Below are 15,275 nucleotides of genomic sequence, written 5' to 3'. Positions count from 1 at the left end.
GACTGTGTGGAATCAACGGAGGTTTTTCTTCGACCGCTTCGTAAGGTCGATACATGACCGTTGTGGACCAGACTCCGAGCGAGCCGACGGACGCCCGCGGGCGCGTGGCCGAGCTGCACTCCCTGCGCGAGCAGGCGCGGCGTGGACCCAGTGACCGGGCGACCGAGGCGCAGCACGCCAAGGGCAAGCTGACCGCGCGCGAGCGCATCGCGCTGCTGCTCGACGAGGGGTCCTTCAAGGAGGTCGAACAGCTGCGCCGCCACCGCGCGAGCGGCTTCGGCCTCGAAAGCAAGAAGCCGTACACCGACGGTGTCATCACCGGCTGGGGCACGGTCGAGGGCCGCACGGTCTTCGTCTACGCGCACGACTTCCGCATCTTCGGCGGCGCCCTGGGCGAGGCCCACGCCACGAAGATCCACAAGATCATGGACATGGCCATCGCCGCCGGTGCCCCGCTGGTCTCCCTGAACGACGGCGCCGGCGCCCGTATCCAGGAGGGCGTCTCCGCGCTCGCCGGCTACGGCGGCATCTTCCAGCGCAACACCAGGGCCTCGGGCGTCATCCCGCAGATCTCGGTCATGCTGGGCCCGTGCGCCGGCGGCGCCGCGTACTCCCCGGCCCTGACGGACTTCGTCTTCATGGTCCGCGAGACCTCGCAGATGTTCATCACCGGCCCCGACGTCGTGCGCGCCGTCACCGGCGAGGAGATCTCCCAGAACGGCCTCGGTGGCGCGGACGTGCACGCCGAGACCTCCGGCGTCGCGCACTTCGCGTACGACGACGAGGAGACCTGCATCTCCGAGGTGCGCTACCTCATCTCGATGCTGCCCTCCAACAACCGGGAGAACCCGCCGGTCCACGAGACCTCCGACCCCGCCGACCGGCGCTCGGACGTCCTGCTGGACCTGGTCCCCGCGGACGGCAACCGCCCGTACGACATGCACAAGGTGATCGAGGAGCTCGTCGACGAAGGCGACTTCCTGGAGATCCACGAGCGCTGGGCCCGCAACATCATCTGCGCCCTGGCCCGGCTCGACGGCCAAGTCGTCGGCATCGTCGCCAACCAGCCCGCCCACCTCGCCGGCGTCCTCGACATCGAGGCCTCCGAGAAGGCCGCGCGCTTCGTCCAGATGTGCGACGCCTTCAACATCCCGATCATCACCCTGCTGGACGTCCCCGGCTTCCTGCCGGGCGTCGACCAGGAGCACGGCGGCATCATCCGCCACGGCGCCAAGCTGCTGTACGCGTACTGCAACGCCACCGTCCCGCGGATCTCGCTGATCCTGCGCAAGGCCTACGGCGGCGCGTACATCGTCATGGACTCGCAGTCCATCGGCGCGGACATCACGTACGCCTGGCCGACGAACGAGATCGCGGTCATGGGCGCCGAGGGCGCCGCCAACGTCATCTTCCGCAAGCAGATCGCGGAGGCCGAGGACCCCGAGGCGATGCGCGCGCGCATGGTCAAGGAGTACAAGGCCGAGCTGATGCACCCGTACTACGCGGCCGAGCGCGGTCTCGTCGACGACGTCATCGACCCGGCGGAAACCCGCGAAACGCTGATCAGCGCCCTGGCGATGCTCCGCAGCAAGCACGCCGACCTGCCGTCCCGCAAGCACGGCAACCCGCCGCAGTAAAGCGAAGGAGACCTGCCACCCATGACCACCAAGTCCGCCGACACCCTGCTGCGCGTCGAAAAGGGCAACGCCGCCCCCGAGGAGCTGGCCGCGATCACCGCGATCCTGCTGGCCCGCGCCGCGTCCGCCCCCGAGGGCCCTACGGTGCACCGCATCGGCTCCCAGGCCCGCTGGCGCCGCCTGGAGCGCACCCCCGGCTTCCGCGCCCCGCACAGCTGGCAGGGCTGAACCCTTCCGGGTCACCTTCCGGGACAGACCGAAAAGGCCCCCCGCACTCCTCGGAGTGCGGGGGGCCTTTCGCGTGGGCCGTGGTGCCTACCGCAGGCGGGCCATGAGGGCGTGCTCGACCAGGGTGATGAGCGCGCTCTTGGCGTCCGCGCGGTGGCGGGCGTCGGTGGTGATGATCGGGGCGTCCGGGCCGATCTGCAGGGCCTCGCGGACTTCCTCCGGCGTGTACGGCTGGTGGCCGTCGAAGCCGTTGAGGGCGATCACGAACGGCAGGCCGCTGTTCTCGCTGGTCCAGGGTGATGCGGCCGAAGTCCATGGCGACCGTGGTGGTCGTCTTGTCCCCGGTGTGGGTCAGATCGTCGATGCCGGCGGACGCGGACGTCATCACGGCTTCGGTGCGCAGCGGATTGATCTCGGAGACCGCGCCGACGAACGTGGTCTTGCCCACGCCGAAGCCGCCCGCCACCACGATCTTCGCGGAGGTGGTGGAGCGAGCCGCTCCGCCGTTAGAGCTTGCGAAGTCCACTGAGCACCCTTTCGAGCAGTGTCACATCTGGCTGGCCGCCGGCAGACTCGTCGCCGCCGGGCTGGTGAATGGCGACAAGGCCCGCCTCCGCCAGGTCGGCGACGAGGATGCGGGCGACACCAAGAGGAATGGAGAGAAGTGCCGAGATCTCCGCGACGGATTTGATCTCCTGGCACAGGCGGCAGATGCGCTGGTGCTCGGGCAACTGCCCTTGCAGCCGCGCGGGGTCCGCCGTGGTACTGACCAGCGCCTCGATGGCGAGCTGGTAGCGCGGCCGGGTACGGCCGCCGGTCATCGCGTACGGGCGTACCAGCGGGTTGTGCGCCTTGGGGGCCTGCTGCTGCGAACCCCGGAGGGGCTGCTGCGAGGGCCGGTGGGGCGGCGGGACCTGCTGGGGCTGGCCGTACGACTGCTGCTGGTAGGGATTGTGCTCCGGAACCGGCCGGCTGGGAGCGGAGGGGAAGTTGAAGCGGTTCTGGTCGTGCTGCCCACCCTGCGGCTGCTGCGCGCCGCCATAAGGATGTCCTCCGGGTGTTGTCACGTCTCCTCCTCCGACTCCAAGAACGCAGTACTCCCTGTGGAACCGCGCCACCGCACCCTATGGTGCGATGACGCGAAACGCACTGCCTGTTTGCTAGTTGAGAAGACTTCCCTGCAGCTCCGAGCGCAGTTCCGGCGTGAGGACACTGCCTGCTCGGTCCACGAGGAGGGCCATCTCGTAGCCCACGAGGCCGATGTCGCACTCGGGGTGCGCGAGCACCGCGAGGGACGATCCATCGGACACGGACATGAGGAAAAGGAACCCGCGGTCCATCTCCACAACGGTCTGGTTGACGGCGCCACCCTCGAAGATGCGGGAGGCTCCTGCGGTCAGCGACGTCAGACCGGAGGCCACGGCCGCCAGCTGATCGGCGCGGTCGCGCGGGAAACCGTCGGACATCGCCAGAAGAAGGCCGGGCCGTCGGCGGAGACCACCACCGTGTGGGACACCCCGGGGGTGTTGTCCACGAAGTTGGTGATCAACCAGTTCAGGTTCTGTGCCGCCTGGCTCATCGGGCTCACACTAACGCTCCTGGTCATAGCTGTTACTTGACTGCTCAGAACCCGCGCTGCGTCCCTGCTGGACACCGCGCCGCAGGTTGCTCAACCTGCCGCGGACGTCCTCCGGTGCGCGGGAGACCTGGGGGCCGCCCTGCGGGGTCGTCTCCGCCGCGCCCTCGACCAGGTTGGCCTTGGGCACGCGCCGAGGGAGACCGGACGGGGTGATCCCGCCCGCCTTCGGCTCACGGAGTTTGGCGGCCTGCTGCCAGCGCTCGTCGTTGTTCGAGCGCCATGCCTCGCTGCCTTCCTCGTCCCGCTCCGGGGCGGCGGGCTGCTGCTGTCGCTGCGGCCGCTGCTCGAAGAGGGATCCGGTGGACTCCGCTTCCTTCTGTGCCGGCTGCCACTGCTGCTGGCTGCCGCGGCGCGGCAGGCCCGCTCCGGTCACTGCGTGGCCGGTGTCGGCAGCGGCGCCCGGACGGTCGAAGCCTACGCGTTCCGGGGCGGGTTCGGGAGCGGACGGGGGTTCCGATTCGGTCCCGTAGCCCTGCTGGTAGCCGCCTGAGTAGGTGTTCTGCTCGGGCCACTCTGCCTGCGGGGACGGGGATGCGTAGCCGCCGTCGTACGCCGGGGCGTCCTGCCGGGAATCCTGGTATCCGGCTTCCGGATAGCCGTAGTCCTGCTGCGGGTACGCCTCGTAGCCCTGCTGGGCCGCGTGGGCCTGCCGGGAGTCGTACGAGGTGTCGTAGCCCTGCTCGGGCTGCTGCTCGTACTCCTGATACGGCTGGTACCCGTGCTCCGGCTGGGGTTCCGCATACTCCTGCTCGGCGAACTCGCCCTGCTGCTCCTGCCCGTAGCCCACCTGGGCTTCGAGCGCGGCCCGGCGTTCCTGCTGGGCCAGGGAGCGGCCGACCGGGTCCAGCCCGGTGCCGTCGCCCTGCTCGTCGGCGCCCCTGCCGTCGTAGCGGGAGTCGTCGAAGCCCAGCTCGGCGGCCGTACGCATCGGGACGGCCTGCTGAGCCTGCTGCTGCGGGATCATCGAGGACACGGTGAAGTCGTCGTCCGGGATCCCCTCGCCACCACCACCATGGGTGATCGCGTCGGGGAGCATGACCAGCGACGTGGTGCCGGCGGCCTCGCCCGAGGGGCGCAGCTGGACCCGGATGCTGTGGCGGTCCGCCAGCCGGCCGACCACGAACAGACCCATGCGCTGGGAGATCGCGGCGTCGACGGTCGGCGGGTTGGCCAGCTTGTGGTTGATGTCCGCGAAGTCCTGGGCGGTGAGGCCGATGCCCTTGTCGTGGATCTCGACCATCACGCGGCCGTCGGGCAGGCGCGTGGCGTTGACGCGGACCTTGGTCTGCGGGGAGGAGAACGTGGTGGCGTTCTCCAGGAGCTCGGCGAGCAGGTGCACGAGGTCGGTCACGGCCTGGCCGTGGATCTCGGCCTCGGAGACGCCCGAGAGCTCGATGCGCTCGTACTGCTCCACCTCGGAGGAGGCGGCGCGCAGGACGTCGACGAGGGGGACCGGCTGGTCCCAGCGGCGGCCCGGTTCCTCACCCGCGAGGATGAGGAGGTTCTCGCCGTTGCGGCGCATGCGGGTGGCCAGGTGGTCCAGGCGGAAGAGGTTCTCCAGCTGGTCCGGGTCGGCCTCGTTGTTCTCCAGGTCGGTGATGAGGGTCAGCTGGCCCTCGATCAGCGACTGGTTGCGTATGGAGAGGTTCGTGAAGATCGCGTTGACGTTCCCTCGCAGGAGCGCCTGCTCGGCGGCGAGCCGGACCGCTTCCCGGTGGACCTGGTCGAAGGCGCGGGCGACCTCGCCGATCTCGTCCTGGGAGTTGATCGGGATCGGCGCGACACGGGTGTCGACCTTGCCCGGGTCGGTGCGCGAGAGCTGGTCGACGAGCATCGGCAGGCGCTGCTCGGCGACGTCGAAGGCGGCGGAGCGCAGCCGGCGCATCGCGTTGCTCATCTGGCGGGCCATCATGGCGGCCAGGATGAACGCGGCGAGCAGGGCCACGACCACGATGGCGCCGGTCCAGATGGCGTCGTTGCGGGCCGAGTCGGAGACGGCGACGGAGTCCGTCACGGCCTTGTCGAGCAGGTTCTTCTCGACCTCGGCGTAGCCCTCGAACTTGGCGGTGGACGCCGCCTGCCAGGCCTGGGGGGTGGTGCCACCCGCGATGATCTTGGTCTTGCTCTCGCCGCCGGCGATCGCCTCGGTCATGCCGGTGAGCGCGGAGTTGTTCACGATCGGCGGCGCCTTGAAGGGGGTGCCGGCCTGCTCGGCCGCCCGCTTGGCGGCCGCGAGCTTCTCGGCGCCCTCCTGGGAGCGCCTGCCCATGACCTCCTTGAGGTGGTCCACGTCCGCCTCGGTACCGGCCGCGACGTACTCGCCGATCGCGATGTCCTCGAGGTAGGCGTACGAGGAGAAGGCGACGAGCTGGGCCTTGCGGATGTCCTCGTTCTCGTTCGGGCGCACCAGGAGGTGGGTGCCGACCGCGCGCTGGAGCGAGTTGGCCGCCTTGGCGAGTTCGATCGCGTAGACCATGCGGCCGTAGCTGGTGACGTTGCCGGTGCCCAGGCCGAGTTCGTTGGAGAACGTCATGAGGTAGTGCTGGACCAGCACGTACCCCTCTTCGGTCGGGATCGGGCCGTTCGCGCTCGGCGGGTTCTTCTTCGCCGTCTCCTGCGAGGCGTACGCCGTCTGCCGGACCGCCGCGAGCTTGGGCTCCTCCTGGTGGAAGAGCTCCAGGCGGCGCTCCAGCCCGTGGTTCGAGGGGAGGTCCTTCGAGGCGCGGGCGAACTTCTCCTTCGCCGCGTCGGTGGCCGCGTAGGCCTTCGCGACGGACTCGCTGTTCCGGTCGCCCTTGAGGAGCGGCTCGGCCGTGAGGTCGCGCTCGTTCAGCAGGGCCTGGCCGTATTCGGCCGCCGCCTGGACGATGCGGGCCGTCTTCTCGGCGTCCTTGGCCTCGTTCCAGGTGTCGACGGAGCCCTTCACCTGGAACCCGCCCATCACCAGTCCGACGAGGACGGGGACGAGCAGGATCGCGTTCAGACGGGTGGGCACACGCCAGTTGCGGGGGGAGAACCTGCTGGTGCTGCCGCTCTTCACCGGTGGGTCGACGGGTACGTCGACGGGCGACGCGGCCGCGCGCTGCGGCGGGGTGAAGTTGCCGCGCGCGGGTTCATCCGCGGGGCTCGAGTTGCTTCGCCTCACTCGACCAACAACCTCTCGGCGGTGCTACCAGCTAGTTAGTTGAATTCCAGCACGGTAAACGGTCCTGTTCCAAACACTTGAAATCAGCCATTCACAGAGCCTTATGTCCCGCATAAATCGGACATAAAGAGCGAGCTGCGGCAAATAAGGTGCCGGTTGTGAGCGCAGCGGCACCAGACGACCGCACCCTGTGTCCGGTTGGCTGCAATTCTCTGTCGAAACGTTATGAACCAAGAGGGCGGGCCGTGTCCTATGACACAGCCCGCCCTCTCACGTTGTGAAGAACCCGTGGTACTTGAGTGGTGCCCCTTGAGCGCCGTCGCCCGCGTCGTGTTACTTGAGTCGGGCCATGAGGGCGTGCTCGACGAGCGTGATGAGCGCGCTCTTCGCGTCCGCCCGGTGGCGGGCGTCGGTGGTGATGATCGGGGCGTCCGGACCGATCTGCAGGGCCTCGCGGACTTCCTCGGGGGTATAGGGCTGGTGTCCCTCGAAGCCGTTGAGGGCCACGACGAACGGCAGCCCGCTGTTCTCGAAGTAGTCGACCGCGGGGAAGCAGTCGGCGAGCCGGCGGGTGTCGACGAGCACGATGGCACCGATGGCGCCGCGGACGAGGTCGTCCCACATGAACCAGAAGCGGTCTGGTCCAGGGTGATGCGGCCGAAGTCCATGGCGACCGTGGTGGTCGTCTTGTCCCCGGTGTGGGTCAGATCGTCGATGCCGGCGGACGCGGACGTCATGACGGCTTCGGTGCGCAGCGGATTGATCTCCGAGACGGCCCCGACGAACGTGGTCTTGCCCACGCCGAACCCGCCCGCCACCACGATCTTCGCGGAGGTGGTGGAGCGGGCAGTTCCGCCATTAGAGCTTGCGAAGTCCACTGAGCACCCTTTCGAGCAGCGTTACATCCGGCGTGCCGCCGGCCTCTCCATTGCCCGGCTGGTGGATGGCCACCATTCCGGCCTCGGCCAGGTCGGCGACGAGGATCCGGGCGACACCGAGCGGCATCGACAGCAGTGCGGAGACCTCCGCGACCGACTTGACCTCGCGGCACAGCGTGCAGATGCGCTGGTGCTCGGGAAGCAGGCCGGACAGGTGCATCGGATCGGCCGTGGTGCTGACCAGCGCCTCTATGGCGAGCTGGTAGCGGGGCCGGGTCCGGCCGCCGGTCATCGCGTACGGGCGAACGAGCGGCTGATCGCCTTCCGAGTACGACGAATCGCCGTACGAGTCGGAGTAGGCGGGGGGCGGGGTCATTGATCCTCCGGGCTGGACAGCAGTGGTCAGCGTGCCGTCTGACGGGGCGGCCGGTGGGGGGACGGTATGACGGCCTGGCGGTGGTACTGGGTTCCGGGGCGGGCCCCCGGTCCCCCGGCCGGAAGTACCGTCCGGCCGGGAGATGTGGCGTCAGATGAGCAGGCTTCCCTGCAGCTCCGCGCGCAGGTCCGGGGTGAGGACGCTGCCGGCGCGGTCCACGAGGAGGGCCATCTCGTAGCCGACGAGGCCGATGTCGCACTCGGGGTGCGCCAGTACGGCCAGGGAGGAACCGTCCGAGACGGACATGAGGAAGAGGAATCCCCGGTCCATCTCGACCACGGTCTGGTTGACGGCGCCGCCCTCGAAGATGCGGGAGGCTCCTGCGGTCAGCGACGTCAGACCGGAGGCCACGGCCGCCAGCTGATCGGCGCGGTCGCGGGGAAAGCCTTCGGACATCGCCAGAAGGAGGCCGTCGGCGGAGACCACCACCGGCCGTCGGCGGAGACCACCACCGTGTGGGACACCCCGGGGGTGTTGTCCACGAAGTTGGTGATCAACCAGTTCAGGTTCTGTGCCGCCTGGCTCATCGAACTCAACTAACGCTCCTGCTGGTAAGTGGGGTCGATGTGGTAACTGCCGGTCGCCGGGCCGTTGTTGCCGGCCTGACGGCCCTGCTGGATACCCCGTCGGAGGTTGGTCAGACGGCCGCGGACGTCGTCCGGCGCTCGGGAGACCTGGGGGCCCGCCTGTGCGTCGGACTGCTGCTGCGCGGTGCCGGCCACGAGGTTCGCCCGCGGTACTCGGCGGGGCAGCCCCGAGGTGGTGATGCCGCCGGCGGCGGGCTGGCGCACGCGCTCGGCCTGCCGCATCAGCTCGTCGTTCGGCGAGGACCGCCAGCTGACGGTCGGCGAGCTGCCGGTCGTCGCCTGGGCGGACTCGGCCGCGGGCTCCTGGCCGCGCTGCGGCAGCGGCTGCTGCAGGCGCTGCTGGGGAGCCGGAGCCGGGGCGGACTGCTGCGGCTGCTGGGGAACCGGTCCCTGACCGGAGGACTGCTGGTCCTCCTGGTGGAACCAGTTCGACTCCAGCGTGTCGAAGATCGGGCTGCGCTCGTTGCCGGTGCTCGGGGCCGGCGGCAGCGCCTCCGGCTGGTGGGCCTGCGGCAGCTGCGGAGCCTGCGGCTGCTGAGCGGCGAAGCCGCCGACACCCGGACCGCCGGGCCGCGGGGCCTGGAAGTCCGGACGGGCGAACTGGCCCGTGGTGGACGGGTCCGCCGCACCGCGCGGCTGCGGGCGCTCGAACTGACCGGTGGTGCTGTTGCCGGCCGGCGGGCGCGGGGCGTTGAAGTCCGGACGGGGGAACTCGGCCGTCGAACCGGGGCCCGAGAGCTCGTCGTGGCCGCGCGGGACCTCGTGACCGCCGTGGCGCGCCTGGTCGGCGCCCCAGCTGGTGGTCTGCGGGATCCCGGCGGGGCCGCCGCCCGCGCCCGGAAGCTCCGGACGCGCCGCGCCACCGCGCGGCGGCAGCTGCGGCCGGGAGCCGCGCGGAGCCGGGGCGGCGGGCGCCTGGGCCGAGGGGACCGGGCCCGTCGGGGCGGGCTGCTGCTGCGGGGGCTGCGGACGCTCGAAGCCGTTGCCCTGCGGGAAGCCGCCCTGGCCGGAGGCCGTGGGCGCGGGCATCGGACGGGAGCCGGGACCGCCGGCCGGACCGCGGCCCGGCAGCGGGGAACCGCCGCCGAAGGCGCCGTCGCCGAAGGCACCCTGGCCCTGGGAGGTCGGGGCACCCGGCCGGCCGGTCATGCCCGGGCCGCCCTGCGGACGCGCGTTCGGGCCGCCCTGCTGCGGACGCGCACCGGGACCGCCCTGCGGACCCTGCTGACCGGGGGCGCCGTCGCGTCCCGGCAGCGCGGCACGCTGGCCGCCGCCGGAGACCTGGCCGCGCTGCTGGCCGGCGCCGACGGGCTGGCGTGCGCCGCCGCCCGGGACCGCACCCTGCGCGGAAGCGCCCGGCATGCCCTGCGGAGCACCGGAGCCCGGACCGCCGGGGCCACCCGGACCGCCTTGGCCCGGCATCGGACCCGGCTTCTTGCCGCCCTGGGCGACGTCCACCGGCAGCATGACGAGGGCCGTCGTACCGCCCGAGTCGGACGGGCGCAGCTGGATGCGGATGCCGTGTCGCAGGGACAGGCGGCCGACCACGAACAGGCCCATGCGGCGGGAGACGGAGACGTCCACGGTCGGCGGCGACGCGAGCCGCTCGTTGATCGCGGCGAGGTCCTCGGGGGAGAGGCCGATGCCGGTGTCGTGGATCTCGACGAGCACGCGCCCGTCGGGCAGCGCGTGACCGGTGACCTTGACCTTGGTCTGCGGGGAGGAGAACGAGGTGGCGTTCTCCAGCAGCTCGGCGAGGAGGTGCACGAGGTCGTTGACGACGCGGCCGGCGACGTCGGTGCCGGGCACCGACGCGAGTTCGATGCGCTCGTACTGCTCCACCTCGGACGCGGCGGCACGGAGCACGTCGACGAGCGGGACGGGGCGGGTCCACCGGCGGCCCGGCTCCTCGCCCGCGAGGACGAGGAGGTTTTCGCCGTTACGGCGCATGCGGGTCGCGAGGTGGTCGAGCTTGAAGAGCGAGGACAGCTGGTCCGGGTCGGCCTCGCGCGACTCCAGCTCGGAGATGAGCGAGAGCTGGCGCTGGATGAGGCCCTGCGAACGGCGCGAGAGGTTGGTGAACATCGCGTTGACGTTGCCCCGGAGGAGGGCCTGCTCGGCGGCGAGGCGGACGGCCTCGCGGTGCACGTCGTCGAAGGCCGCGGCCACCTGGCCGATCTCGTCGCGGGTGTGCAGGCCGACCGACTCCACGGACGTGTCCACGTCCTGCGGGTCGGACTCGGACAGCTGCTTGACGAGCTCGGGCAGTCGGTCCTGGGCGACCCGGGTCGCGGTGTCCTGGAGGCGGCGCAGCGAGCGGATCATCGACCGCGCCATGACGAAGGCACCGACGAGGGAGACGCCGAGGACGAGCAGGATCAGGGCACCGTTGATGATGGCGTCCTGCTGCGAGGAGTTCTTGAGCTCGCGGGCCTTCTGCTCCATGTCCTCGAGCAGGGTCAGCTCGATGACCTTCATGGCCTGGAGCTTGGTGTCGTCCGCGTCGTACCAGTCCATCCAGGACCGGTTCTTCTCCTTGCCGAACTGCCCCTGGGTGCTCAGGACGCGGCGCGCGTAGTGGTCGGCGGTGCCGATCTCCGTGTTGCCGTCGCCGAGCGCCGCGAGGAGTTCCTCGGGCTTGCCCTGGTAGACGAGTTCGAAGGTCTTCTTCGCCTGGCTCTCGCCGCGGAGCGCGGAGAGGGCGTACAGGCGGTCGTTCTCGGTGAGCGTGCCCGCGCGCTCGCTGCTCTCGGGGAGCGAGGCGGCGATGACGGCGCGCTGGATCGAGGCGTACTCCTTGGCGGAGGAGAAGGCCGCCAGGGCACGCGTACGCTTGATCATCTCCGGGCTGGAGGTGGCCTGCGCCATGTCCTGGGAGAGCGAGAGCAGCGAGACGATCAGCGCGTTGTACTCGGTGACGGTCTGCTGGGCGCCGTTCTGGTACGCCTTCTTGCGGATTTCCTCGATGCCGGTGAGCTGGCGGCCGATCTGCAGGATGTTGTTGCGGATCGACTTGAGGGTCTCGTCCTTGTCCTGCGCGCTGTCGACCTTGTCGGTCGCGGCCTGGAAGGCCTTCGCGGCGGCGTCGGTCTGGTCGCGTACGCCCGTGACGAGGCTGTTGGGCTTGCCCGACCTGTCGACCGACAGCGGACCCGCCGACTTGTCCCGCTCCTCCTGGAGCATGGCGGCCAGGTTGGTGGCCTGCCGGGTCATCGTCGTCAGCAGCTGCATGTGCTCCAGCTGGCTGATGTCGTTGAGCGAGTCGTTGATGCGGAAACCACCGAGCGTGGTGGCGGCGACGACCGGCAGGGTCAGCAGCGACACGAGTCGCGTGCTGATGCGCCAGTTCTGCATGGCGAATCGCGAACCGGGCCCGCTCGGGGCCTTCGGTATCGCCACGTCCTTGTCGGCCGGCTCTTCGCTCTTCGTCTTGCCCCGGGGCTTGAGGCGCGCCTTCGCCTTCACCGCGTTCACCGTGGTGGAGGAGTCGGGGCCTGTGCCGTCGGCAGCCGGCCCGCGGTTCTGGGCGTGCTGGGGCGAGGAGCCACGGTCGGTCCCGCCGCGCGGCTCCTGCTCCGCCGCAGCGCTGCCATCCCTCTTGAATCGTCCCTGCACTAGCGTCGCAACCTCTGGACCAGGCGTCCCGCCGGGCGACCGGTGGGACGGTGTCGAGTCGTGGGGCATTTCGGCCCCATGGTGGTCGTCGGTGACCGGCGCGTCTCCCTCTCCTTGCCGCCGCGCGCGGCGCTGTCTCGCGCCACCTGCGCGCCGGCTGTTCCCGCGGCGGTCCCGCGAATTCCAGCACAGTGGCGGATCTCCAACAAGGTGCGCGTGTCGGCCCGGAGCGTCGATCACGGAACGCGATGGACGGATTACGCGATGTGGTCCGCCTTTCGGGACGAACCGGACTTACGTCGACCAAACGCGGTGGCTGGCAAGGTGTCCCAGTCGAGATGATCAGGAGCGGAATGGCTGATTCAGTGGCGTAATGTCCGTTTCGGCACCCAAAATTGACTGCCGGTTATGCCCGTATTGCCGGGTCGCGGGTGAGCAAACTCACATAGCCGTGGCCATTACTTCCCGGTTGGGCCGGGGAATCGGATGTTTAGCCTTGCCCTTTACAGGGTCGAAGGATCCGACAACCCCCACCCACAACCGAGCCGAGGGCCCGAAACACCGTGAAGACGACGATGATGTTCCGCAACGTAGCCAACCCCCGCCGCACCACCCTCGCGCACCTCAAGGACGCCGAAGAGCTGCAGGCGGTCGAGGCTCCGGAGCACGCCGTCGAGCTGCCCGCCCAGACCGCGAACCCGCGCCGCACGATCCTGATGGACGCGCCGGTCGCCGCCGCGCAGTAAGCCACTCGGGAAAAGGAGCGCGAAGCGCCGCTGCCCGCCGCGTTAGCCTGGACACGCAGACTCCAGCCAGCGGAAATACAGAGGGGCAGACGCAACACGTGCGCATCGCCAGGTTCTCCATCGACGGCAATGTCGCGTTCGGCGCGGTCGAGGGCAGCACTGCCCCCGGCGCCGAGGGTGAGCTCGTCCTCGACATCATCAAGGGCATCCCGTTCGCGGACTTCGAGCTCTCGGGCACGAAGGTCCCGCTGAACAAGGTCCGGCTGCTGCCGCCCGTGCTCCCGAACAAGGTCGTGGCCATCGGCCGCAACTACGCGGAGCACGCGGCGGAGCTCGGCAACGAGGTCCCGGACGCGCCGATCACCTTCTTCAAGCCCTCCACCTCGGTGGTCGGCCCGGGCGACCCGATCACGTACCCCTCCTTCTCCCAGGACCTCCACCACGAGGCGGAGCTCGCCGTGGTCATCGGCCGCATGTGCCGAGAGGTCCCGAAGGAGCGCGTCAAGGACGTGATCCTCGGCTACACCTGCGCCAACGACGTCACCGCGCGCGATGTCCAGCAGCGCGAGAAGCAGTGGGCCCGGGCCAAGGGCTTCGACAGTTCCTGCCCCCTCGGCCCCTGGATCGAGACCGATCTGGACCCGAGCGACCTGACCATCCAGTGCACCGTCAACGGCGAACAGCGCCAGCTCGGCCGCACCAGCGACATGGTCCGCTCCATCGAGGACCTGATCGTCCACATCACCGAGGCCATGACGCTGCTCCCCGGCGACGTCATCCTCACGGGGACCCCGGCCGGAGTCGGCCCCCTCAACGTCGGCGACGAGGTCGCCGTCACCATCGAAGGCATCGGCACTCTCACCAACAAGGTGATCAAGCGTGGCTAACGCGAACTACCGCGTCCGTTTCTGTCCCTCCCCGACCGGCAACCCCCACGTGGGCCTGGTCCGGACCGCCCTCTTCAACTGGGCGTTCGCCCGGCACCACGGCGGTACGTTCGTCTTCCGCATCGAGGACACCGACGCGGCGCGCGACTCCGAGGAGTCGTACGAGCAGCTGCTCGACTCGCTGCGCTGGCTCGGCTTCACCTGGGACGAGGGCCCCGAGGTCGGCGGCCCGCACGCCCCGTACCGCCAGTCCGAGCGCATGGACATCTACGCGGACGTCGCCCAGCGCCTGCGCGACGGCGGGTACGCGTACGACTGCTACTGCACGACCGAGGAGCTGGACGCGCGCCGCGCCGCCGCCCGCGCCGCCGGCAAGCCCTCCGGCTACGACGGCCACTGCCGCGAGCTGACCCAGGTGCAGCTGGAGGCGTACCAGGGCGAGCACCGCCCCTCGATCGTCCGCTTCCGTATGCCCGACGAGCCGATCACCTTCACCGACCTGGTCCGCGGCGAGCTGACCTTCACCCCGGAGAACGTGCCGGACTTCGGCATCCTGCGGGCCAACGGCGCGCCGCTGTACACGCTGGTCAACCCGGTCGACGACGCGCTGATGCAGATCACGCACGTGCTCCGCGGCGAGGACCTGCTGTCCTCCACCCCGCGCCAGATCGCGCTCTACAAGGCGCTGATGGAGATCGGCGTCGCCACGGACGTCCCGCAGTTCGGCCACCTGCCGTACGTGATGGGCGAGGGCAACAAGAAGCTCTCCAAGCGCGACCCCGAGTCCTCGCTGAACCTGTACCGCGAGCGCGGCTTCCTCCCCGAGGGCCTGCTGAACTACCTCTCGCTCCTCGGCTGGTCCTTCTCCAAGGACCAGGACGTCTTCTCGATCGAGGAGATGGTGGCGAAGTTCGACATCGACGGCGTGAACGCCAACCCGGCTCGCTTCGACCTCAAGAAGGCCGAGTCGATCAACGGCGACCACATCCGCCTCCTCGACCCGAAGGCCTTCGCGGACGCCTGCACCCCCTGGCTCCAGGCCCCGCACGCCAACTGGGCGCCCGAGGACTTCGACGCCGAGGCCTGGGCGGCCATCGCGCCGTACGCCCAGACCCGCGTCACGGTCCTCTCCGACATCACGGCCAACGTCGACTTCCTGTTCCTGAAGGAGCCGGTCGAGGACCAGGCGTCGTGGGACAAGGCGATGAAGGGCGAGCCCGCGGCCCTGCTGACCACGGCGCGCGCCAACCTGGAGTCGGCCGACTGGTCGGACCCGGAGGCCCTCAAGCAGGCCGTCCTGACCGCCGGCGAGGCCCACGGCCTCAAGCTCGGCAAGGCCCAGGCACCGGTCCGCGTGGCCGTCACCGGCCGCACGGTCGGCCTGCCGCTCTTCGAGTCCCTCCAGATCCTGGGCAAGGAGCGCTCGCTGTCCCGCATCGACGCGGCCCTGGCGAAGCTCGCCGCCTAGGCAGCGCCC

Annotated in this window: 9 protein-coding genes and 4 pseudogenes; 5 read left to right on the top strand and 8 right to left on the bottom strand. The window is 70.1% G+C overall.

The window, feature by feature from the left end; all coding sequences use genetic code 11:
- The first annotated feature begins 53 nt into the window (after positions 1-53).
- Complete coding sequence (locus tag ADK52_RS25230; protein ID WP_053692112.1) at positions 54-1,637, top strand: acyl-CoA carboxylase subunit beta; 1,584 nt, start codon at positions 54-56, stop codon at positions 1,635-1,637.
- 21 nt (positions 1,638-1,658) lie between these two features.
- Positions 1,659-1,865: an acyl-CoA carboxylase subunit epsilon gene (locus ADK52_RS25225; RefSeq protein ID WP_053692111.1), complete on the top strand. Its 207-nt coding sequence runs from the start codon at positions 1,659-1,661 to the stop codon at positions 1,863-1,865.
- Between the two features lie 87 nt (positions 1,866-1,952).
- Here ADK52_RS25225 and ADK52_RS25220 read toward each other — a convergent pair.
- The 8 genes and pseudogenes from ADK52_RS25220 to ADK52_RS25185 all read right to left on the bottom strand — a co-directional run bounded on the left by ADK52_RS25220 (position 1,953) and on the right by ADK52_RS25185 (position 12,165).
- Positions 1,953-2,391 (bottom strand): annotated as a pseudogene (locus tag ADK52_RS25220) (GTP-binding protein).
- Positions 2,372-2,932 (bottom strand): DUF742 domain-containing protein, encoded by a 561-nt coding sequence (locus ADK52_RS25215; RefSeq protein WP_053692110.1) that lies wholly within the window; start codon positions 2,930-2,932, stop codon positions 2,372-2,374. The pseudogene ADK52_RS25220 and the gene ADK52_RS25215 overlap by 20 nt, the downstream one beginning before the upstream one ends.
- A gap of 93 nt (positions 2,933-3,025) precedes the next feature.
- Positions 3,026-3,444: pseudogene (locus ADK52_RS25210) on the bottom strand (roadblock/LC7 domain-containing protein).
- A gap of 10 nt (positions 3,445-3,454) precedes the next feature.
- Positions 3,455-6,649, bottom strand: a complete 3,195-nt coding sequence (locus ADK52_RS25205; protein WP_053692109.1) for a nitrate- and nitrite sensing domain-containing protein — start codon at positions 6,647-6,649, stop codon at positions 3,455-3,457.
- Between the two features lie 333 nt (positions 6,650-6,982).
- Positions 6,983-7,527, bottom strand: a pseudogene (locus ADK52_RS25200) (GTP-binding protein).
- Positions 7,508-7,903, bottom strand: coding sequence for a DUF742 domain-containing protein (locus ADK52_RS25195; protein WP_048475965.1), 396 nt, complete (start codon positions 7,901-7,903; stop codon positions 7,508-7,510). Before ADK52_RS25195 ends, ADK52_RS25200 begins: the two are co-directional and overlap by 20 nt.
- Positions 7,904-8,053: 150 nt before the next feature.
- Positions 8,054-8,490: pseudogene (locus ADK52_RS25190) on the bottom strand (roadblock/LC7 domain-containing protein).
- Between the two features lie 9 nt (positions 8,491-8,499).
- The gene (locus ADK52_RS25185; RefSeq protein WP_053692108.1) at positions 8,500-12,165 is read right to left on the bottom strand and encodes a nitrate- and nitrite sensing domain-containing protein; all 3,666 of its coding nucleotides are present in this window, start codon (positions 12,163-12,165) and stop codon (positions 8,500-8,502) included.
- A 563-nt stretch (positions 12,166-12,728) separates the two neighbouring features.
- On the opposite strand from ADK52_RS25185, the gene ADK52_RS25180 reads away from it, so the two are divergent.
- The 3 genes from ADK52_RS25180 to gltX all read left to right on the top strand — a co-directional run bounded on the left by ADK52_RS25180 (position 12,729) and on the right by gltX (position 15,266).
- Complete coding sequence (locus ADK52_RS25180; RefSeq protein WP_053692107.1) at positions 12,729-12,911, top strand: hypothetical protein; 183 nt, start codon at positions 12,729-12,731, stop codon at positions 12,909-12,911.
- Positions 12,912-13,009: 98 nt separating this feature from the next.
- Positions 13,010-13,798 (top strand): fumarylacetoacetate hydrolase family protein, encoded by a 789-nt coding sequence (locus ADK52_RS25175; protein ID WP_030162855.1) that lies wholly within the window; start codon positions 13,010-13,012, stop codon positions 13,796-13,798.
- Positions 13,791-15,266 carry a glutamate--tRNA ligase gene (gltX, locus tag ADK52_RS25170; RefSeq protein WP_053692106.1) on the top strand — a complete coding sequence of 492 codons (1,476 nt, stop codon included), beginning with the start codon at positions 13,791-13,793 and terminating at the stop codon, positions 15,264-15,266. Before ADK52_RS25175 ends, gltX begins: the two co-directional genes overlap by 8 nt.
- Positions 15,267-15,275: the final 9 nt, after the last annotated feature.

It is taken from the genome of Streptomyces sp. WM6372 (assembly GCF_001279655.1).
Lineage (GTDB): Bacteria > Actinomycetota > Actinomycetes > Streptomycetales > Streptomycetaceae > Streptomyces.
Note: the sequence above shows the minus strand (reverse complement) of the source record. Positions and strands in the feature narration are given on the sequence as shown.